General features: G+C 59.4%; 20 protein-coding genes. 3 read left to right on the forward strand and 17 right to left on the reverse strand.

Annotated features, from left to right (window positions below; all coding sequences use genetic code 11):
- Window positions 1-67: 67 nt before the first annotated feature.
- The 11 genes from addA to AM571_RS00175 form a co-directional block, all read right to left on the reverse strand.
- Entirely contained in the window at window positions 68-3,619 is a 3,552-nt protein-coding gene (addA, locus tag AM571_RS00125; protein WP_074059656.1) for a double-strand break repair helicase AddA, read from the reverse strand.
- Window positions 3,612-6,806 carry a double-strand break repair protein AddB gene (gene addB / locus AM571_RS00130; protein ID WP_074059657.1) on the reverse strand — a complete coding sequence of 1,065 codons (3,195 nt, stop codon included), beginning with the start codon at window positions 6,804-6,806 and terminating at the stop codon, window positions 3,612-3,614. The genes addA and addB overlap by 8 nt, the downstream gene beginning before the upstream one ends.
- Before the next feature lie 3 nt (window positions 6,807-6,809).
- Window positions 6,810-7,544, reverse strand: a complete 735-nt coding sequence (locus tag AM571_RS00135) for a nucleotidyltransferase family protein (RefSeq protein ID WP_074059658.1) — start codon at window positions 7,542-7,544, stop codon at window positions 6,810-6,812.
- Between the two features lie 24 nt (window positions 7,545-7,568).
- Window positions 7,569-9,071 carry a tRNA (adenosine(37)-N6)-threonylcarbamoyltransferase complex ATPase subunit type 1 TsaE gene (gene tsaE / locus AM571_RS00140; protein WP_196776298.1) on the reverse strand — a complete coding sequence of 501 codons (1,503 nt, stop codon included), beginning with the start codon at window positions 9,069-9,071 and terminating at the stop codon, window positions 7,569-7,571.
- Window positions 9,068-11,656, reverse strand: a complete 2,589-nt coding sequence (locus AM571_RS00145; protein WP_074059659.1) for a PAS domain-containing sensor histidine kinase — start codon at window positions 11,654-11,656, stop codon at window positions 9,068-9,070. The genes tsaE and AM571_RS00145 overlap by 4 nt, the downstream gene beginning before the upstream one ends.
- 202 nt (window positions 11,657-11,858) lie before the next feature.
- On the reverse strand, window positions 11,859-13,259 hold the full coding sequence (gene ahcY / locus AM571_RS00150; RefSeq protein WP_074059660.1) for an adenosylhomocysteinase: 1,401 nt from the start codon (window positions 13,257-13,259) through the stop codon (window positions 11,859-11,861).
- Window positions 13,260-13,423: 164 nt separating this feature from the next.
- Window positions 13,424-13,717 (reverse strand): HPr family phosphocarrier protein, encoded by a 294-nt coding sequence (locus AM571_RS00155; RefSeq protein WP_074062988.1) that lies wholly within the window; start codon window positions 13,715-13,717, stop codon window positions 13,424-13,426.
- Window positions 13,717-14,118: a PTS sugar transporter subunit IIA gene (locus AM571_RS00160; RefSeq protein WP_074059661.1), complete on the reverse strand. Its 402-nt coding sequence runs from the start codon at window positions 14,116-14,118 to the stop codon at window positions 13,717-13,719. The genes AM571_RS00155 and AM571_RS00160 overlap by 1 nt, the downstream gene beginning before the upstream one ends.
- 153 nt (window positions 14,119-14,271) lie before the next feature.
- Window positions 14,272-14,724, reverse strand: coding sequence for an HPr kinase/phosphorylase (locus tag AM571_RS00165; RefSeq protein ID WP_074059662.1), 453 nt, complete (start codon window positions 14,722-14,724; stop codon window positions 14,272-14,274).
- Window positions 14,721-16,514, reverse strand: a complete 1,794-nt coding sequence (locus tag AM571_RS00170; RefSeq protein WP_074059663.1) for a sensor histidine kinase — start codon at window positions 16,512-16,514, stop codon at window positions 14,721-14,723. The genes AM571_RS00165 and AM571_RS00170 overlap by 4 nt, the downstream gene beginning before the upstream one ends.
- Before the next feature lie 76 nt (window positions 16,515-16,590).
- A complete protein-coding gene (locus AM571_RS00175; RefSeq protein ID WP_196776320.1) occupies window positions 16,591-17,322 on the reverse strand; it encodes a response regulator transcription factor in 732 nt (243 codons plus the stop codon).
- A 342-nt stretch (window positions 17,323-17,664) separates the two neighbouring features.
- On the opposite strand from AM571_RS00175, the gene AM571_RS00180 reads away from it, so the two are divergent.
- The 3 genes from AM571_RS00180 to AM571_RS00190 all read left to right on the forward strand — a co-directional run bounded on the left by AM571_RS00180 (window position 17,665) and on the right by AM571_RS00190 (window position 20,416).
- The gene (locus tag AM571_RS00180) at window positions 17,665-19,275 is read left to right on the forward strand and encodes a phosphoenolpyruvate carboxykinase (RefSeq protein WP_074059665.1); all 1,611 of its coding nucleotides are present in this window, start codon (window positions 17,665-17,667) and stop codon (window positions 19,273-19,275) included.
- A 93-nt stretch (window positions 19,276-19,368) separates the two neighbouring features.
- Window positions 19,369-19,803, forward strand: a complete 435-nt coding sequence (arfB, locus tag AM571_RS00185) for an alternative ribosome rescue aminoacyl-tRNA hydrolase ArfB (protein WP_074059666.1) — start codon at window positions 19,369-19,371, stop codon at window positions 19,801-19,803.
- A gap of 1 nt (window position 19,804) precedes the next feature.
- Window positions 19,805-20,416, forward strand: coding sequence for an alpha-ketoglutarate-dependent dioxygenase AlkB family protein (locus tag AM571_RS00190; RefSeq protein WP_074059667.1), 612 nt, complete (start codon window positions 19,805-19,807; stop codon window positions 20,414-20,416).
- A 6-nt stretch (window positions 20,417-20,422) separates the two neighbouring features.
- On the opposite strand, the gene coaA is transcribed toward AM571_RS00190, so the two are convergent.
- From coaA to AM571_RS00220, 6 genes are read right to left on the reverse strand one after another with little or no spacing between them, the layout of a single operon-like run.
- The gene (coaA, locus tag AM571_RS00195) at window positions 20,423-21,418 is read right to left on the reverse strand and encodes a type I pantothenate kinase (protein ID WP_074059668.1); all 996 of its coding nucleotides are present in this window, start codon (window positions 21,416-21,418) and stop codon (window positions 20,423-20,425) included.
- Window positions 21,415-21,738 (reverse strand): phosphoribosyl-ATP diphosphatase, encoded by a 324-nt coding sequence (locus AM571_RS00200; RefSeq protein WP_074059669.1) that lies wholly within the window; start codon window positions 21,736-21,738, stop codon window positions 21,415-21,417. Before AM571_RS00200 ends, coaA begins: the two co-directional genes overlap by 4 nt.
- 14 nt (window positions 21,739-21,752) lie before the next feature.
- On the reverse strand, window positions 21,753-22,541 hold the full coding sequence (gene hisF, locus AM571_RS00205) for an imidazole glycerol phosphate synthase subunit HisF (protein ID WP_074059670.1): 789 nt from the start codon (window positions 22,539-22,541) through the stop codon (window positions 21,753-21,755).
- Window positions 22,538-23,287 carry a 1-(5-phosphoribosyl)-5-[(5-phosphoribosylamino)methylideneamino]imidazole-4-carboxamide isomerase gene (hisA, locus tag AM571_RS00210; protein ID WP_074059671.1) on the reverse strand — a complete coding sequence of 250 codons (750 nt, stop codon included), beginning with the start codon at window positions 23,285-23,287 and terminating at the stop codon, window positions 22,538-22,540. The genes hisF and hisA overlap by 4 nt, the downstream gene beginning before the upstream one ends.
- A gap of 30 nt (window positions 23,288-23,317) precedes the next feature.
- Window positions 23,318-23,968 carry an imidazole glycerol phosphate synthase subunit HisH gene (gene hisH, locus AM571_RS00215; protein WP_074059672.1) on the reverse strand — a complete coding sequence of 217 codons (651 nt, stop codon included), beginning with the start codon at window positions 23,966-23,968 and terminating at the stop codon, window positions 23,318-23,320.
- On the reverse strand, window positions 23,968-24,453 hold the full coding sequence (locus AM571_RS00220; RefSeq protein WP_074059673.1) for a DUF2628 domain-containing protein: 486 nt from the start codon (window positions 24,451-24,453) through the stop codon (window positions 23,968-23,970). The genes hisH and AM571_RS00220 overlap by 1 nt, the downstream gene beginning before the upstream one ends.
- Window positions 24,454-24,475 lie beyond the last annotated feature (22 nt).

The following is a 24,475-nucleotide window of genomic DNA, read 5'->3' on the forward strand; positions in this document are numbered from 1 at the left end:
CCTTTAGCGGAATTGACTGTTGATCCACATGTGATGGTGCGGTGCCGAATTTTCAATGTCCGGTATTTCACTTTGTTTTGAGTCCTGCAAGCGCCATTTCGAGCGCGCGCTCGCTCAAAGTATGAACAGCGGCACTCTCGGTATAGACCAGCATGCAGTCGATGCGCTTGCCTGGATAGAGCGGCGCCAGGATTTCGCGGTAGATCGCAAGCTGCGCCTGATGCGCAAAGGGAATATCCGTGGCGGTGGCGGGCGGCACACGATTGGTCTTATAGTCGAGAACGACGACACGGTCATCGAAAACGGCCAAGCGATCGACACGACCGGAAACGGCATAGTGGCGCCCCTTCAAGATGAGCGTCCCCATGATCGAGACTTCGGGCTGCGTGTGTACTGCAAAGACTTCCTGAAGGCTGTCCTCCGAAAGTAGTTTCAGCACCAGATCGACCAGTCGCTGCCGTTCGGTTTCCGGCCAGAAACGTGCAGCACGGCTTGCGTAACGGGCCGCCGCGTCCGCTCTCTCGGCCGGAACGATGTCCGGTAGAGTCTGCAGCATGCGATGGATCAGACGCCCCTTTTCCAACGATCGGTCGGAGCGTGGTGTTTCAGCAAAGAGTGGCGAATGGATCAAGAGATCATCCGCCTCCTCATCGATGATGGTTCCGACCCCGGATGGGCTGAGAGGTCTCGGCAACTGCGGTGGCGGCGAAAGCGGCCTGAGGATGCTGGAGGGCAGCGGCTCGCCTTCGTTCCGCTCTTCCAGCTTATCGGCGCGCTCGAACATGCGGCCTGCTTGCGGCAGACGCCATTTCACGCCGCGCCAGTCACCGTCCGGTCCTTCGAAGGTTGCCGGTGTAACATGCGGGTGGCTGTCTGCCATCGCTGATGTAATCATCATGTGCCAAGTATCGCTGTTTGCCCTGACACCGCGATAACCGCAGACAATCAAACGGTCGGCGGCGCGTGTCATCGCCACATAGAGCAGCCGCCGGTATTCTTCTTCCGCCAGTTTCTGAATTCTTGCGGCATCGGCTTGCGTCATCGAATTGGCAAGGTCGCTGACTGGAACCCAGACAGGTATTGGAGGGGTTTCCGCATCTGTTTCGAGCAGGCGCAGTTTTGGCATGTGGGTATGCGTGAAAGCTTTCGAGCCGCCGTCGACAAGAAAAACGATCGGTGCTTCCAACCCCTTGGAAGCATGCACCGTCATGATCCGGACCTCGTTGCGGCCCTTGTCCTGCTCACGCTTCACCTCGGGCGCTTCGAGTTCCAGCGTTGAGATAAAGGACTGCAGGCCGGGCAGTCCCGAACTTTCGTGATCGAACGTGAAATTGAGGAACTCGTCCAGAATATCGCTGACCTCGGTGCCGAGACGCGCGAGAAACTGACGCCGGCCGCCGTGAACGCCAAGCAGACGCGAGTAGAAATCGTGGACGGACAGGTTTTGCGATTGATGAAGAAGGAGCGTGAGCTTTTCTGCCACGCTCGCAAATCGCTCGTTACCGTCGACTGCAAATTGCCGCAGGTGAGCCCACACGCTTGCATTGTCGCTGCGCAGCGCAGCGAGTGCGAAGATATCATCTTCCGATAGGTCGAACAGCGGGCTCTTGAGCACTGCTGCAAGTGAAAGATCATCCTGGGGCAACAAGAGGAAACGGCCAAGCGCCAGCAAGTCCTGAACGGCGATGTGGCTGGTCAGCCTGAGGCGGTCTGCGCCCGCCACCGGAATATTGTTGCGCCGTTTCAGTGCACGGGTCAGCGCGTTGACAAAGGTATCGCGCTTGCGCACCAGCACCAGGATATCACCGGCTCGGATAAGACGCTCCTTGCCCTTTTCGACGATCGTCTCGTGGCCGACAAGCCGCTCGATGGTATGGGCCATGCGCTTTGCCAGGATCGCAGCTGGCGCGCTTTCGGGCGTTGCGTCAAAGGGCGCCGTCCAGTCTTCGTCCTTGACGGTGGCTTCGGGGGAGATCATCTCCCACAGATCGACGGCACCTGGGTGACCGATGCGGCTAGAGCGGTGAACGACCGGCTCTTCGACGGCGCTGAGGCCTCTGGCGTTTTCGGATGACGTGAAGATATGGTCGACCGCAGCGAGAACGTCGGATGTCGAGCGAAAGGAAAGGGGCAGACGTACGGACGAAAACAGTTGACCGCTTGCCGAAACCCGCCTCCTCGTACGTTCGCTTTCCTCGGAAAAACGCTCCGGGCGCGCGCCCTGGAAGGAATAGATCGATTGTTTCTCGTCGCCGACGGCAAACAGTGTTCGCACCACGGGCCATGCGCTTTCGCCGGAAAAGAAATCTTCCGCCAGCGACTGGATCACGCTCCATTGAATCGGGCTCGTATCCTGCGCTTCATCGACGAGGATATGATCGATACCCTGGTCGAGTTTATAGTGTATCCAGGGCCCGACGCCGCTTTTCGTCAGCAGATCCGCAGTGCGCGTGATGAGATCTTCGAAATCCAGCTGACTGCGCTGCTTTTTCAAGTCCTCATAATCGCGGTTCAGCCGGTCGGCGAGGATAAGGGCTGCATGCGTGGCATTGAACATTCGCATGATCTTGAGGCGGTCGCGGCACGCGACGATATGCGCGCGCGCTTCGGCGATTGCATCTGCAAGCTCAGGTGCATCGGAAAGCATGGCCTTGACGGTGAATTGCGAATCCGACTTAGGTTCGCCCTTCGCCGTCAGGAAAATCTTTTCAAGCAATTCGGCACGTTTTGTTGCGTTCAGCTCGTTGGAAGCCTGCCGCAAGCCATAGGCGACTTCCTGCGCTTTCGAGCCGCCTTTCTGGGCTGCCAATGTCAGGTAAAGATCGAGCGTCAGGCCGAAGAGACCCGGCAGCGGCCAGTATCGCAAGGTGACCTGGGCCTCTGTCTCGTCGGCCGAAAGTTGCAGTTGCCTACGCAGCGTGGTCGCAATCCCGTCTTGTTGCTCAGCGGCGGAAATGAAGCGGCGAATGGCGTTACGGTTGGCGACGATTTCGCCAAGCAGTGTTTCCAACCCGGTTTCGTCACCGAGATTGAGAATATAGGAGAAGGCATCGGCAAGCTCGCAATCCTCTTGGGGTGTGGTGGCAGTCAACAGCGAGCGGCGCGCATCAGCGAGCAACGTCGCTGCGGCACGATCGTCGAGAACCGAGAAGTGTCCTGCTACATTGGCCTCCAGCGGAAACTGATGCAGCAAGGCCTCGCAAAAGGCATGGATGGTCTGGATCTTCAGCCCGCCCGGCGTTTCCAGCGCCTTGGCAAAAAGCCGTCTCGCTTCGGCAAGTTTGTGCCGGTCGGGTGTTTCGCCTTCGATCTGAGTTATCCGGTTTGTCAGTTCCTCGTCCGGAAGCACCGCCCACTCGGCCAAACGTGCAAAGACACGATTCGACATTTCGGATGCGGCCGCCTTGGTATAAGTGAGGCAGAGGATGGCCGAGGGCCGCGCACCGGAAAGCAGAAGGCGGATGACGCGCTGCGTCAGCACATGCGTCTTGCCGGAACCGGCGTTGGCCGAAACCCAGGCTGACCGCGACGGGTCGGAGGCAATAGACTGCTGGATCGTCGTCCAGCTGATCCACATGCCAGGATCGTCGCCCTGCGGAAGTGCGGTCGGATCACTCATCGCCGCCCGCTTCCTCGTTTTCGGCCGTCGACCATTCGGAAACGCGCGCAAGGTGATCGTAATCACCACCGAAATCGAACTGCTGTGCCGGAATCAACCGTGAAGTGAAGCCACGTTCTCCGGATTGCAGAAGCGACACGAACTTGACCAGTTGATCGATTGATTCTTCTGCCAGATCGAGGGCCGATTTTGCTTTGTCGCTTCGAGTGGAAGTTTCATTGTTGACTACATCGGTGTCGAAACGGCTGCCGGGTCGAAGGCGTACATAGATGAGATCCTGCGGTATCAGGCTTCCGACGTCTCGGAAGGCGCCGGCGCTGAGCGCCGCGGCCTCAAGCGCCAATTGCGGATCGAGAAGCGTGCGCGCCTGTGCGGGCGATGGATTGGAGCCGGTCTTGTAGTCGATGATGTCGGCAGCGTTTGGCCCCGTCACATCGATGCGGTCGGCAACCCCTGTCAACCGGATATTGATCGGTTCGAGTTCCACGCCGCCACGCACTTCCGTATACGTCTTGCGGATCGCCGGTCGGCGTTCGGCTTCCCATTCGAGGAACGCGCGCGCCACCTCCCTGAAACGCGGACGCCATACGGCATCAATGTGCGAGGGCAGGTGCTCCATGTCGAAGAGCTCCATCACAATGGTTTCCATTGCTTGGGCGGCTTCCGGTGTACCTGCAGCATGTCCTTCACGAACAAAGCGGTCGATGATCGTGTGATAGAGCGTCCCGCGTTCGGCAGCACCTGGATCGCGATTGAAGGGGTCCACAGGGTCAAGGCGCAAGATGCGCCGGGCATAGATGGCATAAGGATCGCGCCGCAGGCGCCCAACTTCGCTGAAGGAATAGGATTTCGGCTGCAATTCGAGGGGCGGTGCAGGCGATGGGCGTTGGGCTGGTGCTTGGCTCTTGCTCTCGTCCAGCAGGCTTACCCAATGCACGAAGCGCTCGCCGCGTGCTTTCAGTTCCCTTTCGAATGTCTCGCCGCCCAGCGCCAGCAGCCTCTGGAGCCAGCGCGATGCGACCGTCGGCGTCGAGCCTTGCCGCAGCGAGCGCGAATAGATCAGATGCCGTGTTCCGCTCGCCATCACGAAGTCATGGGCCAGTTGGCCGATGCGCCGCTCCGGCGGCTCGAGGCCGATTTCCGTCTTCATCGTGCGCGAGATGAAGGGATTGTTGGCCGTTTGGCCCGGCCAGGAGCCTTCATTCAGTCCGCCCAGGATCAGCGTGTCGACGCTTTGCAGACGCGCCTCCAGCGTGCCGAAGATGAAGACCCTTGGATGGCTGAGAGCACGAGGCTTGACCGCCTGCCCGGCCGAAAGCGCCGCCATGATATCGATCCATTGCGGTCCATCGGCTTCGATCTGGCCCTCCGTCTCGATCACCTCACCGAGCAGGCTTGCAAGCGAATCGCCCGCTTCACCGGCCCAGAGATTGGCGAGGTTGCCGCATTCATCGACTGCCACGGCTTCGAGCGCGCGTCCAGTCCGCTCCGCCCAATCGCAAAGCCTGAAGCAGGCCGTCAGTCCACGGCCATCCGGCCGATGGCGCACGAGCGCGGATGCCAGGGGTTCGGTGGCGTTCGAAATCCGCCGAGCAAGATTGCGCGCCAGCTCCACCGCTTCTGCCGGCAGCGACCTGCGCCAATTCGGCGCGTGTCTGTCCCCTGCCTGCTCTGAAAGTTGATGCTCCAGCAGGGGCTCCAACGCGCTGATATCGACTTCGGCAACACCGCCACGCAGGGCGAGCAGTTCTAGTGCCTCGGCAGCTTGCATGAGCGTGCCTCGTTCGAGGCCGAAGCGAGCCAGGGGATGCTTGAGCAATGCTACGATTGTGACCGGATCGCCGGGCCGCAGTGTTGCCTCGAGGAGCAGTTGAAGGAGCGTTCCCTGCAACATAGCCGCAAGGGGCGTACCGGCCGAATCGTCGGCCAGGATGCCGAAACGGGAAAGCTCTGCCATCACGCGCCGGGCGAGATTGCGGTCGGGTGTGATGAGCGCTGTCTGGCTGTCGCCGTTTCGTCCCGGCCGATCCAGTGCCAGCCGCAAGGCTATGGCGATCGCCGTCGCTTCTTCGCGCTCGTTTGCGGCTTCGATCAGCGAGACATCGGCAAAGGCAGCCGCCAGTGCATCGTCCGGCAGTCCTGTCTTCCATTCGCCCCAATCGCTCGTCGCTTCCGCTGCAGCGAGCGCACGGGAAAGAATGTCTGCGCGGCGATGCAGATCTTGTTCCACCTGCCCAATTGCAACGACGTCGCCGCGCGTGAGGTTCAGCCGTTTGAGGAGGGACGAAAGACCGTATTGCGGGTGGCTTCGGCTGGCGGCGTTGGCCCGCTCAAAAGCGGTGATCTCCGGCGCGACCATCTGCCAATGCGCCTCCGGCATCGATAGATCGAGGCCCGGAAGCACGATCACGCCCTCAGGCAGGTTGGCGACGGCGGCGATGAGGTCGGCGGTTGCCGGCATCGAGCCGGTGGACCCGGCAATAATAATCGGTCCGGCAGGTTTTGCCGTTGCGAGCCGGTTGGCTTCCGCACGCAGGATCGCATTGCGATGCCGTGCCGGCGACGATTTTCCGAGTTCGGCAAGCCGTTCCGGCCAGAAGGCGATGGCGATCTGCAGAAATTCGGCCGTCAACTGCCACCACAGAGCATAATCTTCGGCATCGAGTTTCGTGAGTTCCGACCACTCGCGATCCTCGGTCTCGATGGAATCGATCAGTTCGGCAAGATTGCGTGCGAGCCAGATCGCGTCTGCCGGGCTCGCCGGCGCAGCCAATGGCGAATCGGCGTGGATACGCCGCACGATCTCCGGCAGCCTGTTGCGCCAGGCGAGGATGAGGCGGGCAAGCTCGAGCAGACGCGCGGTATTCGACAGCGGCTGCGCGAGATCGAGCGTTGCAGGCAGCGCCTCCTCGAAATAGCCGCTGTCGTCATCCGTCTCGCCGAGCGGCCGGATAACCGGTAGGATCGCCGAACGGCCGCCGAGAAGGTCGACGAACTCCGAACGCAGCACGCGGGCGGCGCGTCGCGTTGGCAGGTAGATGGTTACTTTGGAGAGCGAAAGCGGATCGTTCGGATCGTGCCGGAAGAGCGGCGTCAGTTCCCCATGGCAGAGTGTTGCGGCAAGCGTCTTGAGAAAAGGCAGACCTGCCGGGATCGTCAGAACGCGAGGCTCGTGCCTTATTGCCATCCGTTACACAAACGTCCGGAAGCGCCGGATCGTTTCCTCCGCTTGGCCGATCGCCTCCGGCGTGCCGACCGTGAGCCAATGGCCCTCGAGCATCATGCCGAAAAGCCGTCCGCGCTCGATCGCCTTGTCGAAATAGATGTTGAAATTGAACGGGTCATCGGCGGGAGCATCGTCCAGAAACGATGTGTCCATGACGATTGCGCCCGCATAGACGACGGGATTCGGCCCCTTTTCACGATAGCGGGTAAGCCTGCCATCCGGGGCGAGGTTGAAATCGTTCTTGCCATTGTGGCCTGTCGTATCCGCGAGTCTGACGCACAGCATGGCCATATCCATGCGGTTCGAATCGAAGAAGCCGGCTAATCGTCGAAGATTGCTCGGCCGGTCGGGCCGTTCACCGATCCAGAAAAGATCGGCATTGGTGACGAAAACCGTACCGCGAGCGAGGAGCTTGAGCCCTTTTGCCAGGCCGCCGCCACTGTTCATCAGTTGATCGCGTTCGTCGGAAATGATGACATCGAGCGCCCTGTAGGAATTGAGATGTGCGAGCATCTGGTCAGCGAAATGATGGACGTTGACGACCGCCTTCTCAACGCCTGCCTCCGCAAGCGAATCCAGTGCATAGTCGATCATCGGTTTACCGTCGATTTTCACCAGCGGCTTCGGGATTGTATCGGTAATTGGGCGCATGCGGGTGCCAAGGCCGGCGGCAAGCACCATAGCTTGTTTGATGGTCATCTCATCCCGAACTTATGATTCGCTCTAATCTATTCCAGCCCTTGCGCACCAATCGCGCAAGGGGGCAAGCGCTTCATGTTCAAGCGCCACTTTGAGATAGGAGAGCGTGCGGGGCATGTGTTTCGTATAGCCGGGCTTTCCGTCGCGCTGCAACAGCCGCACCCAGAGACCGGCAAGCTTGCAGTTACGCTGAGCCGACATGATCGCAAAGCTTTTCAGGAAACCGGCTTCGTCAAAGTTACCCTGTGCGCGGCGACAAGCCAGATAGTCGTCCATGAGCTGCCTGAACAGGTCAGGTTCGATGGTGACGCGGGCATCCTGCACGATGGATGCAAGATCATAGGCGGTCGGGCCAATCATGGCGTCCTGAAAATCGATGAGGCCGACCTTCTGGATGCCTTTCTCTTTCTCGCGCCAGATGATGTTTGGGGAATGGAAGTCGCGGAGCAACAGATTCTGTTCCGCCGATGCGAGTTCATCGATGAGCCTGTCCCAGATCGCCAGATATTCCTCACGCTCGCCATCGCCTGGAGCTTCACCGCGCTTCCATAGGAGATACCAGTCGAGAACAAGGCGCACTTCCATCTTCATGGCTGTGCGGTCAAAATCGGGAATGTGGTGGATGTGGCTATCGGTGACGCGGATATCCTGCGGAATCTTCATCCCGTGCAGGTGCGCAAGACAGGCGACACTCTGCCGGTAACGCGAGGCGATGGGGTTGAAGCCCTCATCGAGAACGCCATCGCTGCCGAGATCTTCGATCAGCAGAATGCCCTGTCCATAGTCGACCTCGTAGATCTCTGGCGCTGCAAAGCCTCTTTGACGCAGCATGTTGGCAATTGCAACGAAGGGATAGGCATTCTCGGCAATATGGGCAACCTTGGGATAGGGCTTTCCATCAAGTACCGCCGGTCCCTCGGGAAGCGGCGGCCAATCCATCAGTATCTTGCGGTCCTGGCCATGCGGATAGACCGCTTCGTAGGCGCGAAGCGAGGCATCACCCGTCAGGAAGCGGCGTTTTGCAGTCGGATGCCCGGCTTTCGCCAGAAACTCGCGGATTGCGACAACGCGGCGGATCCTGTGCATCTGTCTTGGCGGCGCGACAATCGTTGCGAGCCGGCCACTGCCTTCGTGCTCAAGCTTCATCACGATGCGATCGGCAGGCAATTCGTCTCCTGCCATTTCGGGCCATTCGACAAGGCAAATACCATTTTGAAGCGCTTCGTCGAAGCCGAGTTCCTCCAACTCCGCACCATCAGCGAGGCGGTAGAGATCGAAATGCGAGACCGGAATCCGCAAATCGTAGGATTGAACCAGCGTAAAGGTCGGGCTCGGGACCTCAAGAAGCTCGTCATCCGCCATGGCGCGCAGGAACGCACGGGCAAGGGATGATTTTCCAGCGCCGAGATCTCCGGAAAGTGCCAAACAATCGCCAGTCTTCAGCGCGAGCGCCAAATCTTCTCCAAGGCGGATCGTTGCCGCCTCGTCTTCCAGGAAAAGCGAGATTGTGCCGTCCTTCGTGATCATTCTGCTGCTGCGACGGAATGCGGCAGGTCGACCGAGGGAATCCGGCAAATAACCTTCGTGCCTTTGCCAGGCTGGCTATCGATCGAAACCCTGCCGTTATGTAGGCTGACGAAACTGTCAACGATCGAAAGGCCAAGGCCTGCACCGCCGCGCTTGCCGCTCTTTGCTCCCGTCGCAAAACGATCGAAGACCGTCGAGATCATTTCCTGCGGAATGCCGGGGCCGCGGTCGCTGACGGAGAAGACGAAGTCGGTGTCCTCGCGATGGCATTCGAGTGAAATCGCCGCACCTTCCGGCGAGAAATTCGCAGCATTGGAAAGCAGCTTCAGCAGGATCTGTTTCAAACGCTGGGGATCGGCGACGATCGAGCCAAGATAGGCAGGCGCTGTGATCTCCAGCGTCACGCCGCTTTCCTGCAGCCGGTTGGCGATGTCGATGGAGACATCATCGAGAAGATCGTTGAGATCGATTTCCGAATAGTTGAGCCTCATAATGCCGGCATCGACGGTGGCGAGATCGAGAATATCGTTGACCAGCGTCAGCAGTACGGACGAGGAGGTCGAAATGTGGTCGATATACTCGGCCTGACGCTCGTTCAGGGGTCCGACACTGGGGCTGCGCAAAAGATCGGCAAAACCGATGATATTGGTCAGTGGTGAGCGCAGCTCGTAGGAGACATGCTGGACGAAATCGTTTTTCAGCTCGTCGGCCTTGCGCAGCGCCTCGTTCTTCTCGGTCAGCGCACGCTCTGCGCGGACGCTGTCGGTCATGTTGACGAACGTCAGCATCGTCTGGGCGTTCGGCAGCGGAATGACGGCGTAGTCCAGCACAAGGCCAGAGAGCAATTCCAGTGTTCCTTGGCTGGAACGGCGTTCGTCATCGAAGCTGGTAATCAGCTCCGCAAAGGTCTTCCAGCCGTCAGGCCGGTCATAGGACGGTAGGCACGTTTCGGCAATCGCACGAATATGCGTTCCTGGCTTGGCCTCGGCTTCGGTAATTCCCCAAAGCATACGGAAGGCCGGGTTGGAAAGGCGAATACGGCCGTCTGCGCCGAAAACGGCGACGCCTTCGGACAGATGGTCGATCGTTTCGCCTTGGACCCTGACCAGCGTGTTGTATCTCGTTTCGAGAGCGACCTGTTCGGTCAAGTTCTCGAAAACCCAGGTTGCGCCGCCTTGTGGATGTGCGGTCGCAAAGACCCGCAGCGTCTGACCGTTCGGCAAATGCCAGAGGTCCGTTTGCGTATCGAGTGCCCGATAGACGGAAAGTGCTGTTTCCTTCCAGCTTTTCCAGTTGAGCTGATCGGGAAGTTTTTTTGCGGCGCGCAAACGCTCCAGCAACTCGGCGTTGTCGGGCTTGCTTTCGAGAAAAGCGATATCGAGCTCCCACAGCGCGACGAAGGCCTGATTATAAAACTGCAAACGCCGCTCGCCATCGAAGATTGCAACAGGCGTCGCAAGATGGTCCAGTGTCTCGGCATGGCTCTTCAGGGTCCGCTCGAGCTCGGCGCGGACGGAGGCTGCTTCAGAAACGTCGATCGCGATGCCCGCCGAACCGCTTGGCAGCTTCACGTCAACGACGTCGAAGAAGGTGCGATTGCCACGCACGACCGTCGAAATCTTGTCGTGGAAAGGTGATTCGGGCGTCGCCGCAACGCGAATGTGTTCGCGAGCGACCGTCGTGAGGAATTCCCGCCCTTCGTTGACCGCGTGCTGCGGCGACTTCGCCTCGACCGCATCGCCATAGGCCTGATTGACCCAGGTGAGGCGACCTTCGGTATCGCGCTGCCAGGCGGGCAGGTCGATCGCATCGAGCAGGTTCTGGAAGGCCGAGATCGAAGACATCAGCCGGTCGCGCTCGATCTTCAACTCGGCAAGCTCGGCACGGAGATTGTTGAGCGCCACGAAACGCACGAAGGCGCGGCCACCGGAAACCCGGCCTTGCGCCTCGAGGATCTCTTCGCGAGCGGTTTCGACAACCATGTCGAAGCTTTGAGCAGCGCCACGCAGACGATCAATCGCTCTTTCAAGCTCTGTGGCGGAACGGGGTTTCAGCCAGAGGCCGAACGCCAGGAATTCGCTGTCCTGGGGCGCACCGGTTTCGGCCGGGAGCTGGCCAAGCAGTTCCGGCCGCTCATTGCCGTCCCAGACGACGATGCGGCGGTTCTTGTCGGCGATCAGCGCCTGGTATTGCGAAATACGCTGATGGGCGTCGGAGAGGGCGGAGCGGATTTCACGGCTTTCGCTTTCAAGATTGCCGCGCTGGCGCACGAGCCAGAGTGTCGAAAGCAGGGCCGCGGAAATGACGCCGATCACGACGGAAAAGCCGACGACCTGCGACGACGTGAAAAGATGTGCGGATGCCGCAGCTTCGGATTCGACCTGGGCGAGGACCGGCTGCGCCAGCGCCGCGATTGCAGTTCCGCCTGCGCAAATTCTTGCGAGCCGTGTCAGTGACCCAGCGCTCTGCTTCGCGCCTTTCCCCTTCGGCGCAAGAGCATGTTCTTGGCCTGCCTCGTTAGAACGGATATCGGGCCAAGCGCCCTCGTCCGCCTGTCCCGGCAGGCTGTGATTCATTTCCGACATCAGCGGTATGTCTCCGTCCTTCAATGTGCCGCATTACGACAAGACATCCCATTTTCGGGCAAACCGGAGGACTCCGCGCCACGAATCGAGTTCTAGAACAATACTTCGGAAGGGAATCGGCGGGAAGGTGGGCGCCAAAAAATAGGGATGCAGCATTTGTCAATGCGGCACCCCCAAGATGTTGTGGATATTGTTGCCGAGATTAATATCTGTAGTGGTCGGACTTGAAAGGACCCTTCGGCGAAACGCCGATATAGGCGGCCTGTTCTTCAGAAAGCTGCGTCAGTTTCACGCCAAGCTTGTCGAGGTGCAGGCGCGCGACCTTTTCGTCGAGATGCTTCGGCAGAATATAGACCTTGTTTTCATACTGGCCAGGCTTGGTGAAGAGCTCGATCTGCGCCAGCGTCTGGTTGGTGAAGGAGGCCGACATCACGAAGGATGGATGGCCCGTTGCGTTGCCGAGGTTGAGCAGGCGGCCCTCCGAGAGAAGAATAATGCGATTGCCCTTCGGAAACTCGATCAGATCGACCTGCGGCTTTACATTCGTCCACTTGAGGTTACGCAGTGCCGCGACTTCGATTTCGTTGTCGAAGTGGCCGATATTGCCGACGATCGCCATGTCCTTCATCTGACGCATATGATCGATGCGGATGACGTCCTTGTTCCCGGTCGTGGTGACGAAGATATCAGCCGACGAGACGACGTCCTCGAGCAGCACGACTTCGTAACCGTCCATTGCTGCCTGCAGCGCGCAGATCGGGTCGGCTTCCGTGACCTTGACGCGGGCGCCGGCGCCGGAAAGCGATGCCGCCGAACCCTTGCCGACGTCGCCATAGCCGCAGACGACGGCAACTTTGCCGGCCATCATGACATCGGTGGCGCGACGGATGCCGTCAACCAGCGATTCCTTGCAGCCATACTTGTTGTCGAATTTCGACTTGGTGACCGAATCGTTGACGTTGATCGCCGGGAAGGGAAGCAGACCCTTCTGGCTGAGCTGATAGAGGCGGTTTACCCCGGTAGTGGTTTCTTCGGTGACGCCCTTGATCGCATCACGCTGCTTGGTGAACCAGCCTGGTGAAGCGGCAAGCCGCTTCTTGATCTGTGCGAAGAGGATCTCTTCTTCTTCGGAATGCGGGTGCGAGAGCACGTCTTCGCCGGCTTCGGCGCGCGCGCCGAGCAGGATGTACATGGTGGCATCGCCGCCATCGTCGAGGATCATGTTCGAAAGGCCGCCATCGGCCCATTGAAAGATCTTATCGGTGTAGACCCAGTAGTCCTCGAGCGACTCGCCCTTGACGGCAAAAACCGGTACGCCGGATGCGGCGATTGCGGCAGCAGCATGATCCTGGGTCGAAAAGATGTTGCACGAAGCCCAGCGTACTTCTGCGCCGAGCGCCGCGAGCGTTTCGATCAGAACTGCCGTCTGGATCGTCATGTGCAGCGAGCCGGTGATGCGCGCGCCCTTCAATGGCTTTGACGCGCCGAATTCGGAACGACAAGACATGAGGCCCGGCATTTCGGTTTCGGCGATCGAAATTTCCTTGCGTCCGAAATCCGCCAGACCGATATCGGCGACGACATAATCTTTTTCAGTGCTCATTGAGGTCTCCAGCTGAAAAGCGTCTCATTAATCAGCGCGCAGTTGGCGCGATAGCTCGAACGCGTGCATTGACGCACGGCCATGCCGCCGTGTAGCAGGCTTCGCAGCTGATGGCAACAAGGATATAAAGAAGTCTTTATATGTTTATATGAGGCCCGGAAGGCTCACATTTCCTCGCCGAACTTGTCCTGGACCAACCGATCCAATGCATTCAGCGCTTCGGCGGCCTGGTTGCCGCTCGCGGAAACGAGAACGGTCGTGCCCGGGCTCGCGGCAAGCATCATCAGGCCCATGATCGAAGTGCCGCCCACCGTCATTCCGTCCTTGGACACGGTAACGGCAGCGTCGAATTTTTCGACCATCTGGACGAATTTGGCAGAGGCGCGCGCGTGAAGGCCGCGCTTGTTGACGATGAGCAGTTCCCGGGAAAACGAGGTCGTGGCGGAACTGGTGTTCATCATTTGCCACTCAGAACGCGGCTGGCGACATTGATGTATTTCCGACCGGCCTCCGACGCTTCGATGAGCGCCTTTTCCATGTTGTTTTCGCCACGCACGCCGGCAAGCTTGATCAGCATCGGCAAGTTCATACCGGCAATCACTTCGGTATGACCGCTGCTCATGACCGAAATAGCGAGATTGGAAGGAGTACCCCCGAACATATCGGTCAGGATGACGACGCCGTGACCATCGTCGGCGCCAGAGACCGCCTGCAGGATATCCTGCCGTCTCTGATCCATATCGTCTTCGGGGCCGATGCAGACCGTCTCGATAAATTTCTGAGGACCGACGACATGCTCTACAGCATGACGAAACTCTTCAGCCAGCTTGCCATGAGTGACAAGCACAAGTCCGATCATGATTTAACTGCTCCCAATGGCATATAAAACGGTGGCCCCAATATCGCAACGCAGCAATCGCGTCCACCGGTGGGGGCACATCTTGGCCATCAAAAGCCGAAGTGCAAGATAAAAATGCAGACATATGGGGCGAATCCGCCTGTGCAGCAGGCATTATCGGCCGATGTCCGGCGCCTTTGCCATCAGAATCGCGAGAGGCACGGGAGCGTTTGGCAGCAAGCGCAGAGCCGGCAGCAGAAAGCCTTCTGCGAATTGCGCGACGTCGTGGTCAGGCGGCAGACGGTTTTCGCCCGACGGGCTGCCGGGCAGCACTGCATAGTGCATCGGGGCGAACGGAACGCTCCTGCACTTTACGATGCCGGTACCGCGCAGCTCGATCAAACCAGAGATTGCGGAAGGACGTTCAGCGATCATCTGTCCGTCGCGTTTCGACAGGAATACCTGATCGTCGGCGACGAGTGAGGCGGGCAGCCCCATTCGTTCGGCTTCCGTGAGACAGGTGAATGCCAGCATGGATTTACCCCAGCCGGAGGGGCCAACAAAGAGCAGGCCGGTCTTGTTGACGACGATCGCCGTGGCATTGATGTTGAAGGCTGCGCCCGTCATGATGACACCGAGACTGCGGGCAGGGCGAGGATGAAGCGGGCGCCAAGCACTTCTGCCGTTTCTGCGTCGATGATGTTTTCGGCACGCAACGAGCCGCCGTGCGCTTCCGCGATCTGCCGGCTGATCGACAGGCCAAGACCGGAATTTTGCCCGAACCCTTCTGACTCGGGCCGGTCGGTGTAGAAGCGCTCGAAGATGCGGTCGATATTTTCAGCCTGGATGCCTGGACCATTGTCTTCGATGTAGACGATGCAGCGCGATCGTGTGCGGAACAGCCGCACGGTGATCTTGCCGCCTTCATCGGGAACGAACGAGCGAGCATTCTCGATCAGGTTGGTGATGATCTGGCCGATGCGCAGGTCATGACCATTGACGACGAAGCGCGTCTTGACGCCGGGCTTGCGTTCGATCGCGAGCTCGATCTGCACCTCTTTGTTCTTGTGGCGAATCTGCCTCGAAACCTCGACGAGATCGCTGAGGAATAGCTCGAGATCGACCGACCGGGCGTCGACACGGGCAAGTTCGGCATCGAGGCGCGAGGCGTCGGAGATATCGCTGATGAGACGATCGAGGCGGCGGACGTCATGCTGGATCACATCCATCAGTCGCCTCTTTGAATCGTCCGACTTGGCAAGCGGCAGCGTTTCCACCGCGCTGCGAAGCGAAGTCAGCGGGTTCTTGAGTTCGTGGCTGACATCGGCGGCAAAACTCTCGATCGCATCGATCCTGTCGTAAAGTGCGGTGGTCATCTCGCGGAGCGCGATCGAAAGGTTGCCGATCTCGTCCTGGCGAGCGGAGAAATCCGGAATTTCCTCGCGCTCCTTTGCGCCGCGCCGGACGCGGATCGCCGCTGCCGAGAGACGGCGAAGCGGATTGGCGATGGTCGATGAAAGAACCAGCGACAACAGAACGTTGACGAGTGTCGCCACACCGAAGACTCGCATGATCGCCAAGCGTTCGGCATGGACGATGTTGTCGATGTCGCCGGCCTGGGTCGAAAGCAGCAGAACGCCGAGAACGGCGCGAAAACGCTGGATCGGGACAGCGACGGAGACGATGAGCGCGCCCTTGTCAGTCGTGCGTACGACGGCGCCGCGCACTCCCGTCAACGCATTCATGACTTCAGGATAGATCGAACCGTCGCCACCTGGCGCTTCCTTGTAGACCGGCAGATTCCCAGGCTGGAGTGCTTTGTTGAAAAGCGTTGTAAGCCATTCAGCCCAAGTCTGCTTCTCTTCCTCCACCGGCGGCAGATCGAAGCGCAAGACCTGGCCTCGCGAGTAGAGATGGCGGGAATCGAGAAGCAAGTTGGCATCGGCATCAAAGATGCGGGCGCGCGTACGCGTGGGCGAAATCAGCCGCCTGAGAACCGGTGCCACCTTTTCCGGATCGATCGGGAACTCGAGATCTTCGTCATTGGGCACGGGCGTAATGCTCTGCCCGGCCTGCAGCTCGAGAAGCTTCTGCGGATCGATGGTGATCGAGTTCGTATCGACGGAGGCTGATGCCGAAACCGCACCGGCGATGATTTCGCCCTGCGTGAGCAAGCTTTCGACGCGGGCGTCGATCAGGCCCTCACGAAACTGGTTGAGGTAAAGAATGCCGCCGACGAGGACGAGCAGTGCTGCGAGATTGAAGAAGAGGATGCGGCGCGTCAGGCTCGAAAAGACCGCATTGCCGAAGATGCGGCGGATGATGGTGAAGGGATGCGACCAGCGCCTTCCCCTGACACGGCGGCCGCTCAAGCCTTCCGCATCGTCCAGATCCCTTTCCTGCACCAACTGTGCCAACGACAGGCCCTTTCGGAGGGCGTGGCGGTATCCCGCCTCAGCCCTCGACAACACTCATGCGCCGCGCCGACAGGCGTCAGGCTGCTTCGCGGAAGCGGTATCCCACTCCGTAAAGCGTTTCAATCATATCAAAGTCGGTATCGACCATCTTGAATTTCTTGCGAAGCCGCTTGATGTGGCTGTCGATGGTCCGGTCGTCGACATAGACCTGTTCGTCATAGGCCGCGTCCATCAGCGCGTCTCGGCTTTTCACAACGCCCGGCCGCTGTGCGAGCGAGTGAAGGATCAGGAACTCGGTTACCGTCAGCGTTACAGGTTCGCCCTTCCATGTGCAGGTATGGCGTTCCTGGTCCATGACAAGCTGGCCGCGTTCGAGTGAGCGCGCAAGCTGGGCAGCGCCCGTTTTTGGCGCGGCGCCAGCACCGGCAACCGTTGTTGTTTCCCGGCTGGAAGCGCGGCGAAGGACGGCGCGCACCCGTTCGACGAGCAGTCGCTGGGAGAATGGCTTCGTGATGAAGTCATCTGCGCCCATCTTCAGGCCGAAGAGTTCGTCGATCTCCTCGTCCTTTGAGGTGAGGAAAATCACCGGCATGTCGGATTTCTGCCGCAAACGGCGCAAGAGCTCCATTCCATCCATGCGCGGCATCTTGATATCGAAGATAGCCAGTTGCGGCGGGCGGGCGATAAGGCCATCGAGGGCCGAGGCGCCATCCGTATAGGTTTCGACCTTGTATCCTTCGGCTTCCAGTGCGATCGACACGGAAGTGAGGATGTTGCGGTCGTCGTCAACGAGCGCGATTGTCGCCATTGTATTCGTCTCCGTCATCTATGCGCATCTCCCGGAATGTTCGATGTCCCCAGGCCGGCCCTACGACCGGATGCGCTTATGGGGGATAAAGGTGGAACAAATTGTGGCAAAGATAAAGGGCAGGCTTTGCTGCAATGTGCCAATGGTGGTCGCACGTGGCGCGGAAAAAACCGCTTCAGAACGCTGAATTCAAACGATTTAAAATACACCAAAGAAATTTAAATCGATTAATTGTTTGATATCATTATATTTTCGCCATTCTGCGGTATTGCTTTTTAAAATTGGCCACTTTAGTTTTGCTCTTGGTTTTAACGGCGGGAGCCTTGGACGAAAGGAATAGCCATGGAGACGTTCGGAATTCACAACCCGGCGATAGCGCTGGCGACGATTGGTTTGGGACGGGCAAAGAGCGTCCGCTATAACCTCACCGCCGCCTCCCTTTATGAAGAAGCGATTCGCCGCGGTGAAGCCGAACTGACGGCTGAAGGCGCCCTTCGTGCATTGACTGGACAACATACCGGCCGATCGCCGCGCGACAAATTCGTCGTTCGCGACGCCAATACCGACGGCGAAATCTGGTGGGACAACAACAAGCCGATGTCGCCGGAGCATTTTGGCTTGCTGCATCAAGACATGCTGGCCCATGCCGCCGGCAAGGAGCTTTTCGCCCAGGACCTGATCGGCGGCGCCGACAAGAACTACTCTTTGCCGACGCGTGTGGTGACGGAATTTGCCTGGCACTCGCTTTTCATCCGCAATCTCCTGATCCGTCCGGAGCTTTCTGCCCTTGCATCCTTCGTGCCGAAACTGACGATCATCGATCTGCCGAGCTTCAAGGCCGATCCGCAGCGTCACGGCTGCCGCAGCGAGACCGTAATTGCATGCGACCTCGCAAACGGGCTCGTGCTGATCGGCGGCACATCCTATGCTGGCGAGATGAAGAAATCCGTCTTCACGGTACTCAACTACCTGCTGCCGGCAAAGGGTGTCATGCCGATGCATTGCTCGGCGAACGTCGGCCCGGATGGTGATGCCGCGGTTTTCTTCGGCCTCTCCGGCACCGGCAAGACGACGCTGTCGGCTGACCCGTCGCGCACCCTGATCGGAGACGACGAGCATGGCTGGGGCGAAAACGGCATCTTCAACTTCGAAGGCGGCTGCTATGCCAAGACGATCCGCCTTTCGGCGGATGCGGAGCCGGAAATCTACGCGACAACGCAGCGTTTCGGCACGGTGCTGGAAAACGTCGTGCTCAACGAATTGCGCCAGCCCGATTTCGACGATGGCTCATTGACGGAAAACACGCGCTGCGCCTATCCGCTCAATTTCATTCCCAATGCCTCCAAGACGGGCCTTGCCGCTCATCCGAAGACGATTATCATGCTGACGGCCGATGCGTTCGGCGTTATGCCGCCGATCGCGCGTCTGACGCCGGATCAGGCTATGTATCACTTCCTTTCCGGCTACACCGCAAAGGTCGCGGGCACGGAAAAGGGAGTGACGGAACCGGAAGCGACATTCTCGACCTGCTTCGGTGCACCGTTCATGCCGCGTCATCCGGCCGAATACGGCAACTTGCTGAAAGAACTCATTCATCGCCACGGTGTTGAATGCTGGCTTGTCAATACCGGTTGGACGGGTGGTGCCTATGGCACTGGCAAGCGAATGCCGATCAAGGCCACGCGTGCTTTGCTGTCGGCAGCGCTCTCCGGCGAGCTCGCCAAGGCAGATTTCCGCATTGATCCGAATTTCGGTTTCGCGGTGCCGGTTACCGTCGCTGGCGTCGAAACCAGTATTCTCGATCCGCGCTCTACGTGGGCCAACGGTGGAGCCTATGATATTCAGGCAGAAAAGCTCGTCTCCATGTTCATTTCGAACTTCGCGAAGTTTGAGGCCCATGTGGACGGCGGCGTGCGCGATGCGGCACCCGGCATCAGGGCTGCGGCCGAATAGCCTCTAAAAGATTGATGATTCACGTGAAACCCGGCCCATTGCGCCGGGTTTTTGCGTGTTTTAAATTTCCCCCGGATATGAGATAGAAGCCGCATGGCCAGCGACGCGCTCTATATCAACGACGGGATCACCATCGCTGGATGGGAATTGACGGAACAATTCGTTCTGGCTGGCGGTCCCGGCGGTCAGAATGTCAACAAGGTTTCGACCGCCGTCCAGCTGTTCTTCAATATCGCGAATTCACCTTCGCTTCCCGATCGCGTCAAGACCAATGCCATGAAGCTCGCTGGCAAACGCATGTCGAAAGAGGGCGTGCTGATGATCGAGGCAAGCCGATTTCGCAGCCAGGATCGCAACCGCGAGGATGCGCGAGAACGCCTCAAGGAGCTGATTCTTGAGGCTGCAAAGCCTCCACCGCCGCCGCGCAAGAAGACGAGACCGACCAAAGGCTCGATCGAGCGCCGTCTGAAGGAAAAATCCGGTCGCTCCGAAGTGAAGAAGATGCGCGGCCGTCCCGGTGGAGAATGAGATGCCGGAGCTTGCGAACGGCGTTCGTCACTTTTCTGAGTATCTGGGCCGCGCCCAGCAGGAAGCGCTCGTCGAAATGGCTCGCTCCATTGTCGCTGAAGCTTCGCTTTTCGTGCCAGTGATGCCGAAGACGGGCAAACCCATGTCTGTCCGGATGACCAATTGCGGTCCACTGGGCTGGGTCACCGACAAGGAGCGCGGCTACCGCTATCAATCGACGCATCCCGTCACCGGCAGGCCATGGCCGGCAATGCCCGACGTCCTGCTCCACATATGGAATGATGTGTCACACTTTGAAAAACCGCCGCAGGCTTGCCTGATCAATTTCTATTCAGACGACGCGAGAATGGGTCTGCATCAAGACCGGGACGAACAGGATTTGAAGGCGCCGGTGGTCTCGATTTCCCTTGGCAACAGTTGTCTTTTCCGCATCGGCGGGCTTTCCCGCACAGACCGCACGCAGTCCGTCAAACTTGCCAGTGGCGATATCGTGGTGCTTGGGGGCGAAGGGCGTCTATGCTTTCACGGCGTCGACCGCATCTATCCGGCGACTTCGACGCTGCTCAAGAATGGCGGCCGGATCAATCTGACGTTAAGGCGTGTAGGCCCGTGAATCCGGCTAAAGCTTCCTCAGGGCGACCTGCTCGATGAGGTGGTTTTCGCCCTTACGCAGGATCAGATCAGCCCTTGGGCGGGTCGGCAGGATGTTCTGCCGGAGATTCTTCAGGTTGATGTTGGCCCAGAGCCCTTCGGCGATCGAAAGCGCTTCGTTCTCGCTGATGGAGGCGTATCGATGGAAATAGGAATTCGGATCGCGGAAGGCGGTTTCGCGCAGTCGCATGAAGCGTGTGACATACCAGTTGTGGATCAGTTCTTCTTCGGCATCGATGTAGATCGAGAAATCGAAGAAGTCGGACACCATAGGCACGATCTTGCCGTCGGCCGGAAGGTCGCGCGACTGCAGAACGTTGATGCCTTCGAAGACCAGGATGTCTGGCCGGTCGATGATCGTGTATTCGTTCGCAACGACGTCGTAGACCAGATGAGAATAGACAGGCGCCTTCACATTTGGCTGTCCGGCCTTGATCGCGGACAGAAATTTCAAGATGGCGCCTGTGTCGTAGCTTTCCGGAAAACCCTTGCGCTGCATCAGGTTCTCGCGCTCGAGGACTGCGTTTTGATGGAGAAACCCGTCGGTGGTGATCAGGTCGACCTTCGGGCTCGACGGCCAGCGCCGCAAAAGTTCCTTCAGGATACGCGCGGTCGTTGATTTGCCGACGGCGACGGAGCCGGCGATGCCGATGACGAACGGCGTTTTCGTCACGTCGGACAAGCTCAGGAACCGGTTGCGCTGCTCAAAGAGCAACTGCGATGATTCGACATGCGAGGAGAGCAGGCGCGACAGCGAGAGGTAGATGCGCCGGACTTCGTCGAGATCGACCGGATCGCCCATCGAGCGCAGCCTCGCGACCTCCTCGGCCGTCAGCGTGAGCGGGGTGTCGGCGCGGAACTTCGCCCATTCCTCGGAAGAAAAGAAATTGTAGGGCGAATAGGAATTCGCCTGGAAGTGATCGAGGGTTTCTGGGGCCCCGAGAATTTGCGTCGCGATGCTCATGAACTCTGCCGGCTGGCCTTTTCCTTGATGCCGGATTGAGCCGTACGCCGCTCAAGCTCCGCCATCACATCCTGCAACGGAATGCCTGCTATCTTCAATACGACCAAAAGGTGATAGAGGAGGTCGGCCGCCTCGTAGGTAAGATTGGGGCGATCGGCCGCGACGGCGGCCATGACGGCTTCAATGGCTTCTTCGCCAAGCTTTTTTGCCGCCTTCTGCTGCCCGGCGGCAACAAGCCGTGCCGTCCAGGAACCATCCGGGGAGGCCTTCGACCGCTCGTCGACGATCTTTTCGAGATCGGAAAGGGAAAATCCGGTCATACTGTCGCTTTCAATCAGTCGAGGCGCATCGCGATGCCATGCGAAGACATATAGTGCTTCGCTTCGCCGACGGAATAGGTGCCGAAATGGAAGATGGAGGCAGCAAGCACGGCATTTGCATGCCCGTCCTTCACACCCGCGACCAGATCGTCGAGATCGCCGACGCCTCCCGATGCGATGACGGGGACACGCACGCTATCGGCGATTGCCCTGGTGAGCTCAAGATCGTAGCCGGCTTTCGTACCGTCCCGATCCATCGAGGTGACAAGCAGTTCGCCAGCGCCGCGGGCAACCATCTTCCGTGCAAATTCCACGGCGTCGATGCCGGTCGCGTTGCGGCCGCCGTGCGTATAGATTTCCCAGGCACTCAGGTTGTCCTGGCCAACAGCCTGCGTGCGCCGCCGTTTGGCGTCGATCGAAACGACGATGCATTGGTCGCCGAACTTGTCGGCAGCTTCAGCGACGAAGTCCGGATTGTTCACGGCCGCCGAATTGATCGAAACCTTGTCGGCGCCGCAGAGCAGCAGCTTGCGGATATCGCCGATGCTGCGCACGCCACCGCCGACAGTCAGCGGCATGAAGCACTGTTCGGCCGTGCGGGAAACGACATCGAATATCGTCTCGCGATTGTCCGATGAGGCCGTGATGTCAAGGAAGCAGAGCTCGTCTGCGCCGGCAGCATCGTAAGCTTTCGCAGCCTCGACCGGATCTCCGGCATCGATCAGGTTGACGAAGTTGACGCCCTTGACGACACGACCGTCTTTGACGTCGAGGCAGGGGATGACGCGGGCTTTCAGGGTCATTGTGTGTCTTCCTTTTCCCGCGCCGCCTTGATCAGCGCCAAGGCTTCCTGAGGATCAATTCGTCCATCATACAGCGCACGACCGGAGATGGCACCTTCCAGCTTGCGAGCGTCGGGCTGAAGCATGCGCTTCACATCCTCGATCGAAGCGAGCCCGCCCGAGGCGATCACCGGGATCGAAACGGCATCGGCAAGCTCCAGTGTCGAGGCCCAGTTGATGCCGGTCAGGATCCCATCACGATCGATGTCGGTGTAGATGATTGCCGCGACGCCGGCACCTTCGAATTTTCGGGCGAGTTCGACGACGCCAAGCTCGGAGGCTTCTGCCCAGCCCTCCACGGCCACCTTGCCGCCCTTTGCATCGATGCCGACGGCGACGCAGCCTGGAAACTGCTTGCAGGCTTCGACGACCAGCGCCGGGTCGCGGACGGCAACCGTACCGAGGATCACGCGTGTCAGGCCGCGGGAGAGCCAGTTTTCGATATGCGACAGCGTACGGATGCCGCCGCCGAGCTGCACCGGGTTCTTCGTTGCCTTGAGGATCGTGTCGACGGCCGCGCCGTTGACGCTTTCGCCGGCAAAGGCGCCGTTGAGGTCAACAACGTGCAGCCATTCAAAGCCCTGTTCCTCGAAGGTCCTCGCCTGTGCTGCGGGGTCGGGGTTGTAGACCGTTGCCTGCTCCATATCGCCGAGCTTGAGGCGAACGCATTGGCCGTCCTTCAGGTCGATGGCGGGAAATAGGATCATTTTTGTTCAGTCCTTGCGGTCTGCGCGAGCCTAAGGCATCCAGCGCAGGAAATTGGTGATCAGGGCGAGACCGAGCTTCTGGCTCTTTTCCGGATGGAATTGCGCACCCGCCATGTTGTCGCGTCCAACGAAGGCCGTCATCGGTCCGCCATAGTCCGTCGTCGCGATGACATCGCCGGCGTTCTTGGCAGCCAGATGGTAGGAATGCACGAAATAGGCATGCAGGCCATCGGGCCCTGTCGGAATGCCTTCGAAGAGGGGATGCGGGTGGTGAAGGTCGAGCGTGTTCCAGCCGATTTGCGGAATCTTGAGGCCGGGATCGCCCGGTGTCATTTCAACGACGTCGCCGGGTATCCAGCCGAGACCTTCCGTCACCGTTTTTTCAAGGCCGCGCGACGACATCAGCTGCATACCGACGCAGATACCAAGGAACGGCCTTGCCTTCCTTTCAACGGCTTCGATCAACGCCTGGGTCATGCCGGCCACGGCATCGAGCCCGTGGCGGCAATCGGCATAGGCACCGACGCCTGGCAGAACGACGCGGTCGGCCGACGCGACATTCTCGGCCTTGTCCGTCAGGTCGATTTCCGCATCGATGCCTGCCTCGCGTGCGGCGCGTTCGAAGGCCTTCGTTGCCGAGCGCAGGTTGCCCGAGCCGTAATCGATAATTGCGACGCGCATCAGCGTCCTCCGTTAAATCCAAAGAGACCAAGCGAAGTCGTATTGCCATGGCGGCCGGGAGATTGCGGATGTCTCTCCCACTCCGGCGCCGGCATGCGCCCGCCATCGGCATTGGTCTCGATATTCGAGAAATAGACCTCCTCGGCTGTCGCGAGCGAATCCGCCGTAATCACGGCCGCCTCGTTCCAGCCTTTGGAAGCGAGATTTCGGATTCGCAGGTTCTGGCCCTCGAGGCCGACTAGGATGCAAATGCCGAGCGTGATCGCAAATCCTGCCGGCCAGAGTCCGGGCCGGTCCATCAAGACGCCGCCGAGCCCCTGAAGCAGGAATGCCGCAATTGCATGGAGCCAGAGCCGGTGTGCAAGAAGCCATAGCCAGGGAAAGAGAAAGCCGAGCAGCGTGAAGCCGTCGCGGATGACACGCGTCTTCTCGTGGGTGACATCCGTTCCGCCCGGAGCCGTCAGAACCAGATAGCTGGAAGTCATATCGTTCAAGCTCCCTGAAGGG

It is taken from the genome of Rhizobium etli 8C-3 (genome assembly GCF_001908375.1).
Taxonomy (GTDB): domain Bacteria; phylum Pseudomonadota; class Alphaproteobacteria; order Rhizobiales; family Rhizobiaceae; genus Rhizobium; species Rhizobium etli_B.

Coding starts and splice junctions, on each gene's coding strand:
- addA (WP_074059656.1), bottom strand. CDS start 3,619: ATGAGTGATCCGACCGCACTTCCGCAGGGCGACGATCCTGGCATGTGG.
- addB (WP_074059657.1), bottom strand. CDS start 6,806: ATGGCAATAAGGCACGAGCCTCGCGTTCTGACGATCCCGGCAGGTCTG.
- AM571_RS00135 (WP_074059658.1), bottom strand. CDS start 7,544: ATGACCATCAAACAAGCTATGGTGCTTGCCGCCGGCCTTGGCACCCGC.
- tsaE (WP_196776298.1), bottom strand. CDS start 9,071: ATGATCACGAAGGACGGCACAATCTCGCTTTTCCTGGAAGACGAGGCG.
- AM571_RS00145 (WP_074059659.1), bottom strand. CDS start 11,656: ATGTCGGAAATGAATCACAGCCTGCCGGGACAGGCGGACGAGGGCGCT.
- ahcY (WP_074059660.1), bottom strand. CDS start 13,259: ATGAGCACTGAAAAAGATTATGTCGTCGCCGATATCGGTCTGGCGGAT.
- AM571_RS00155 (WP_074062988.1), bottom strand. CDS start 13,717: ATGAACACCAGTTCCGCCACGACCTCGTTTTCCCGGGAACTGCTCATC.
- AM571_RS00160 (WP_074059661.1), bottom strand. CDS start 14,118: ATGATCGGACTTGTGCTTGTCACTCATGGCAAGCTGGCTGAAGAGTTT.
- AM571_RS00165 (WP_074059662.1), bottom strand. CDS start 14,724: ATGACGGGCGCAGCCTTCAACATCAATGCCACGGCGATCGTCGTCAAC.
- AM571_RS00175 (WP_196776320.1), bottom strand. CDS start 17,322: ATGGCGACAATCGCGCTCGTTGACGACGACCGCAACATCCTCACTTCC.
- AM571_RS00180 (WP_074059665.1), top strand. CDS start 17,665: ATGGAGACGTTCGGAATTCACAACCCGGCGATAGCGCTGGCGACGATT.
- arfB (WP_074059666.1), top strand. CDS start 19,369: ATGGCCAGCGACGCGCTCTATATCAACGACGGGATCACCATCGCTGGA.
- AM571_RS00190 (WP_074059667.1), top strand. CDS start 19,805: ATGCCGGAGCTTGCGAACGGCGTTCGTCACTTTTCTGAGTATCTGGGC.
- coaA (WP_074059668.1), bottom strand. CDS start 21,418: ATGAGCATCGCGACGCAAATTCTCGGGGCCCCAGAAACCCTCGATCAC.
- AM571_RS00200 (WP_074059669.1), bottom strand. CDS start 21,738: ATGACCGGATTTTCCCTTTCCGATCTCGAAAAGATCGTCGACGAGCGG.
- hisF (WP_074059670.1), bottom strand. CDS start 22,541: ATGACCCTGAAAGCCCGCGTCATCCCCTGCCTCGACGTCAAAGACGGT.
- hisA (WP_074059671.1), bottom strand. CDS start 23,287: ATGATCCTATTTCCCGCCATCGACCTGAAGGACGGCCAATGCGTTCGC.
- hisH (WP_074059672.1), bottom strand. CDS start 23,968: ATGCGCGTCGCAATTATCGATTACGGCTCGGGCAACCTGCGCTCGGCA.
- AM571_RS00220 (WP_074059673.1), bottom strand. CDS start 24,453: ATGACTTCCAGCTATCTGGTTCTGACGGCTCCGGGCGGAACGGATGTC.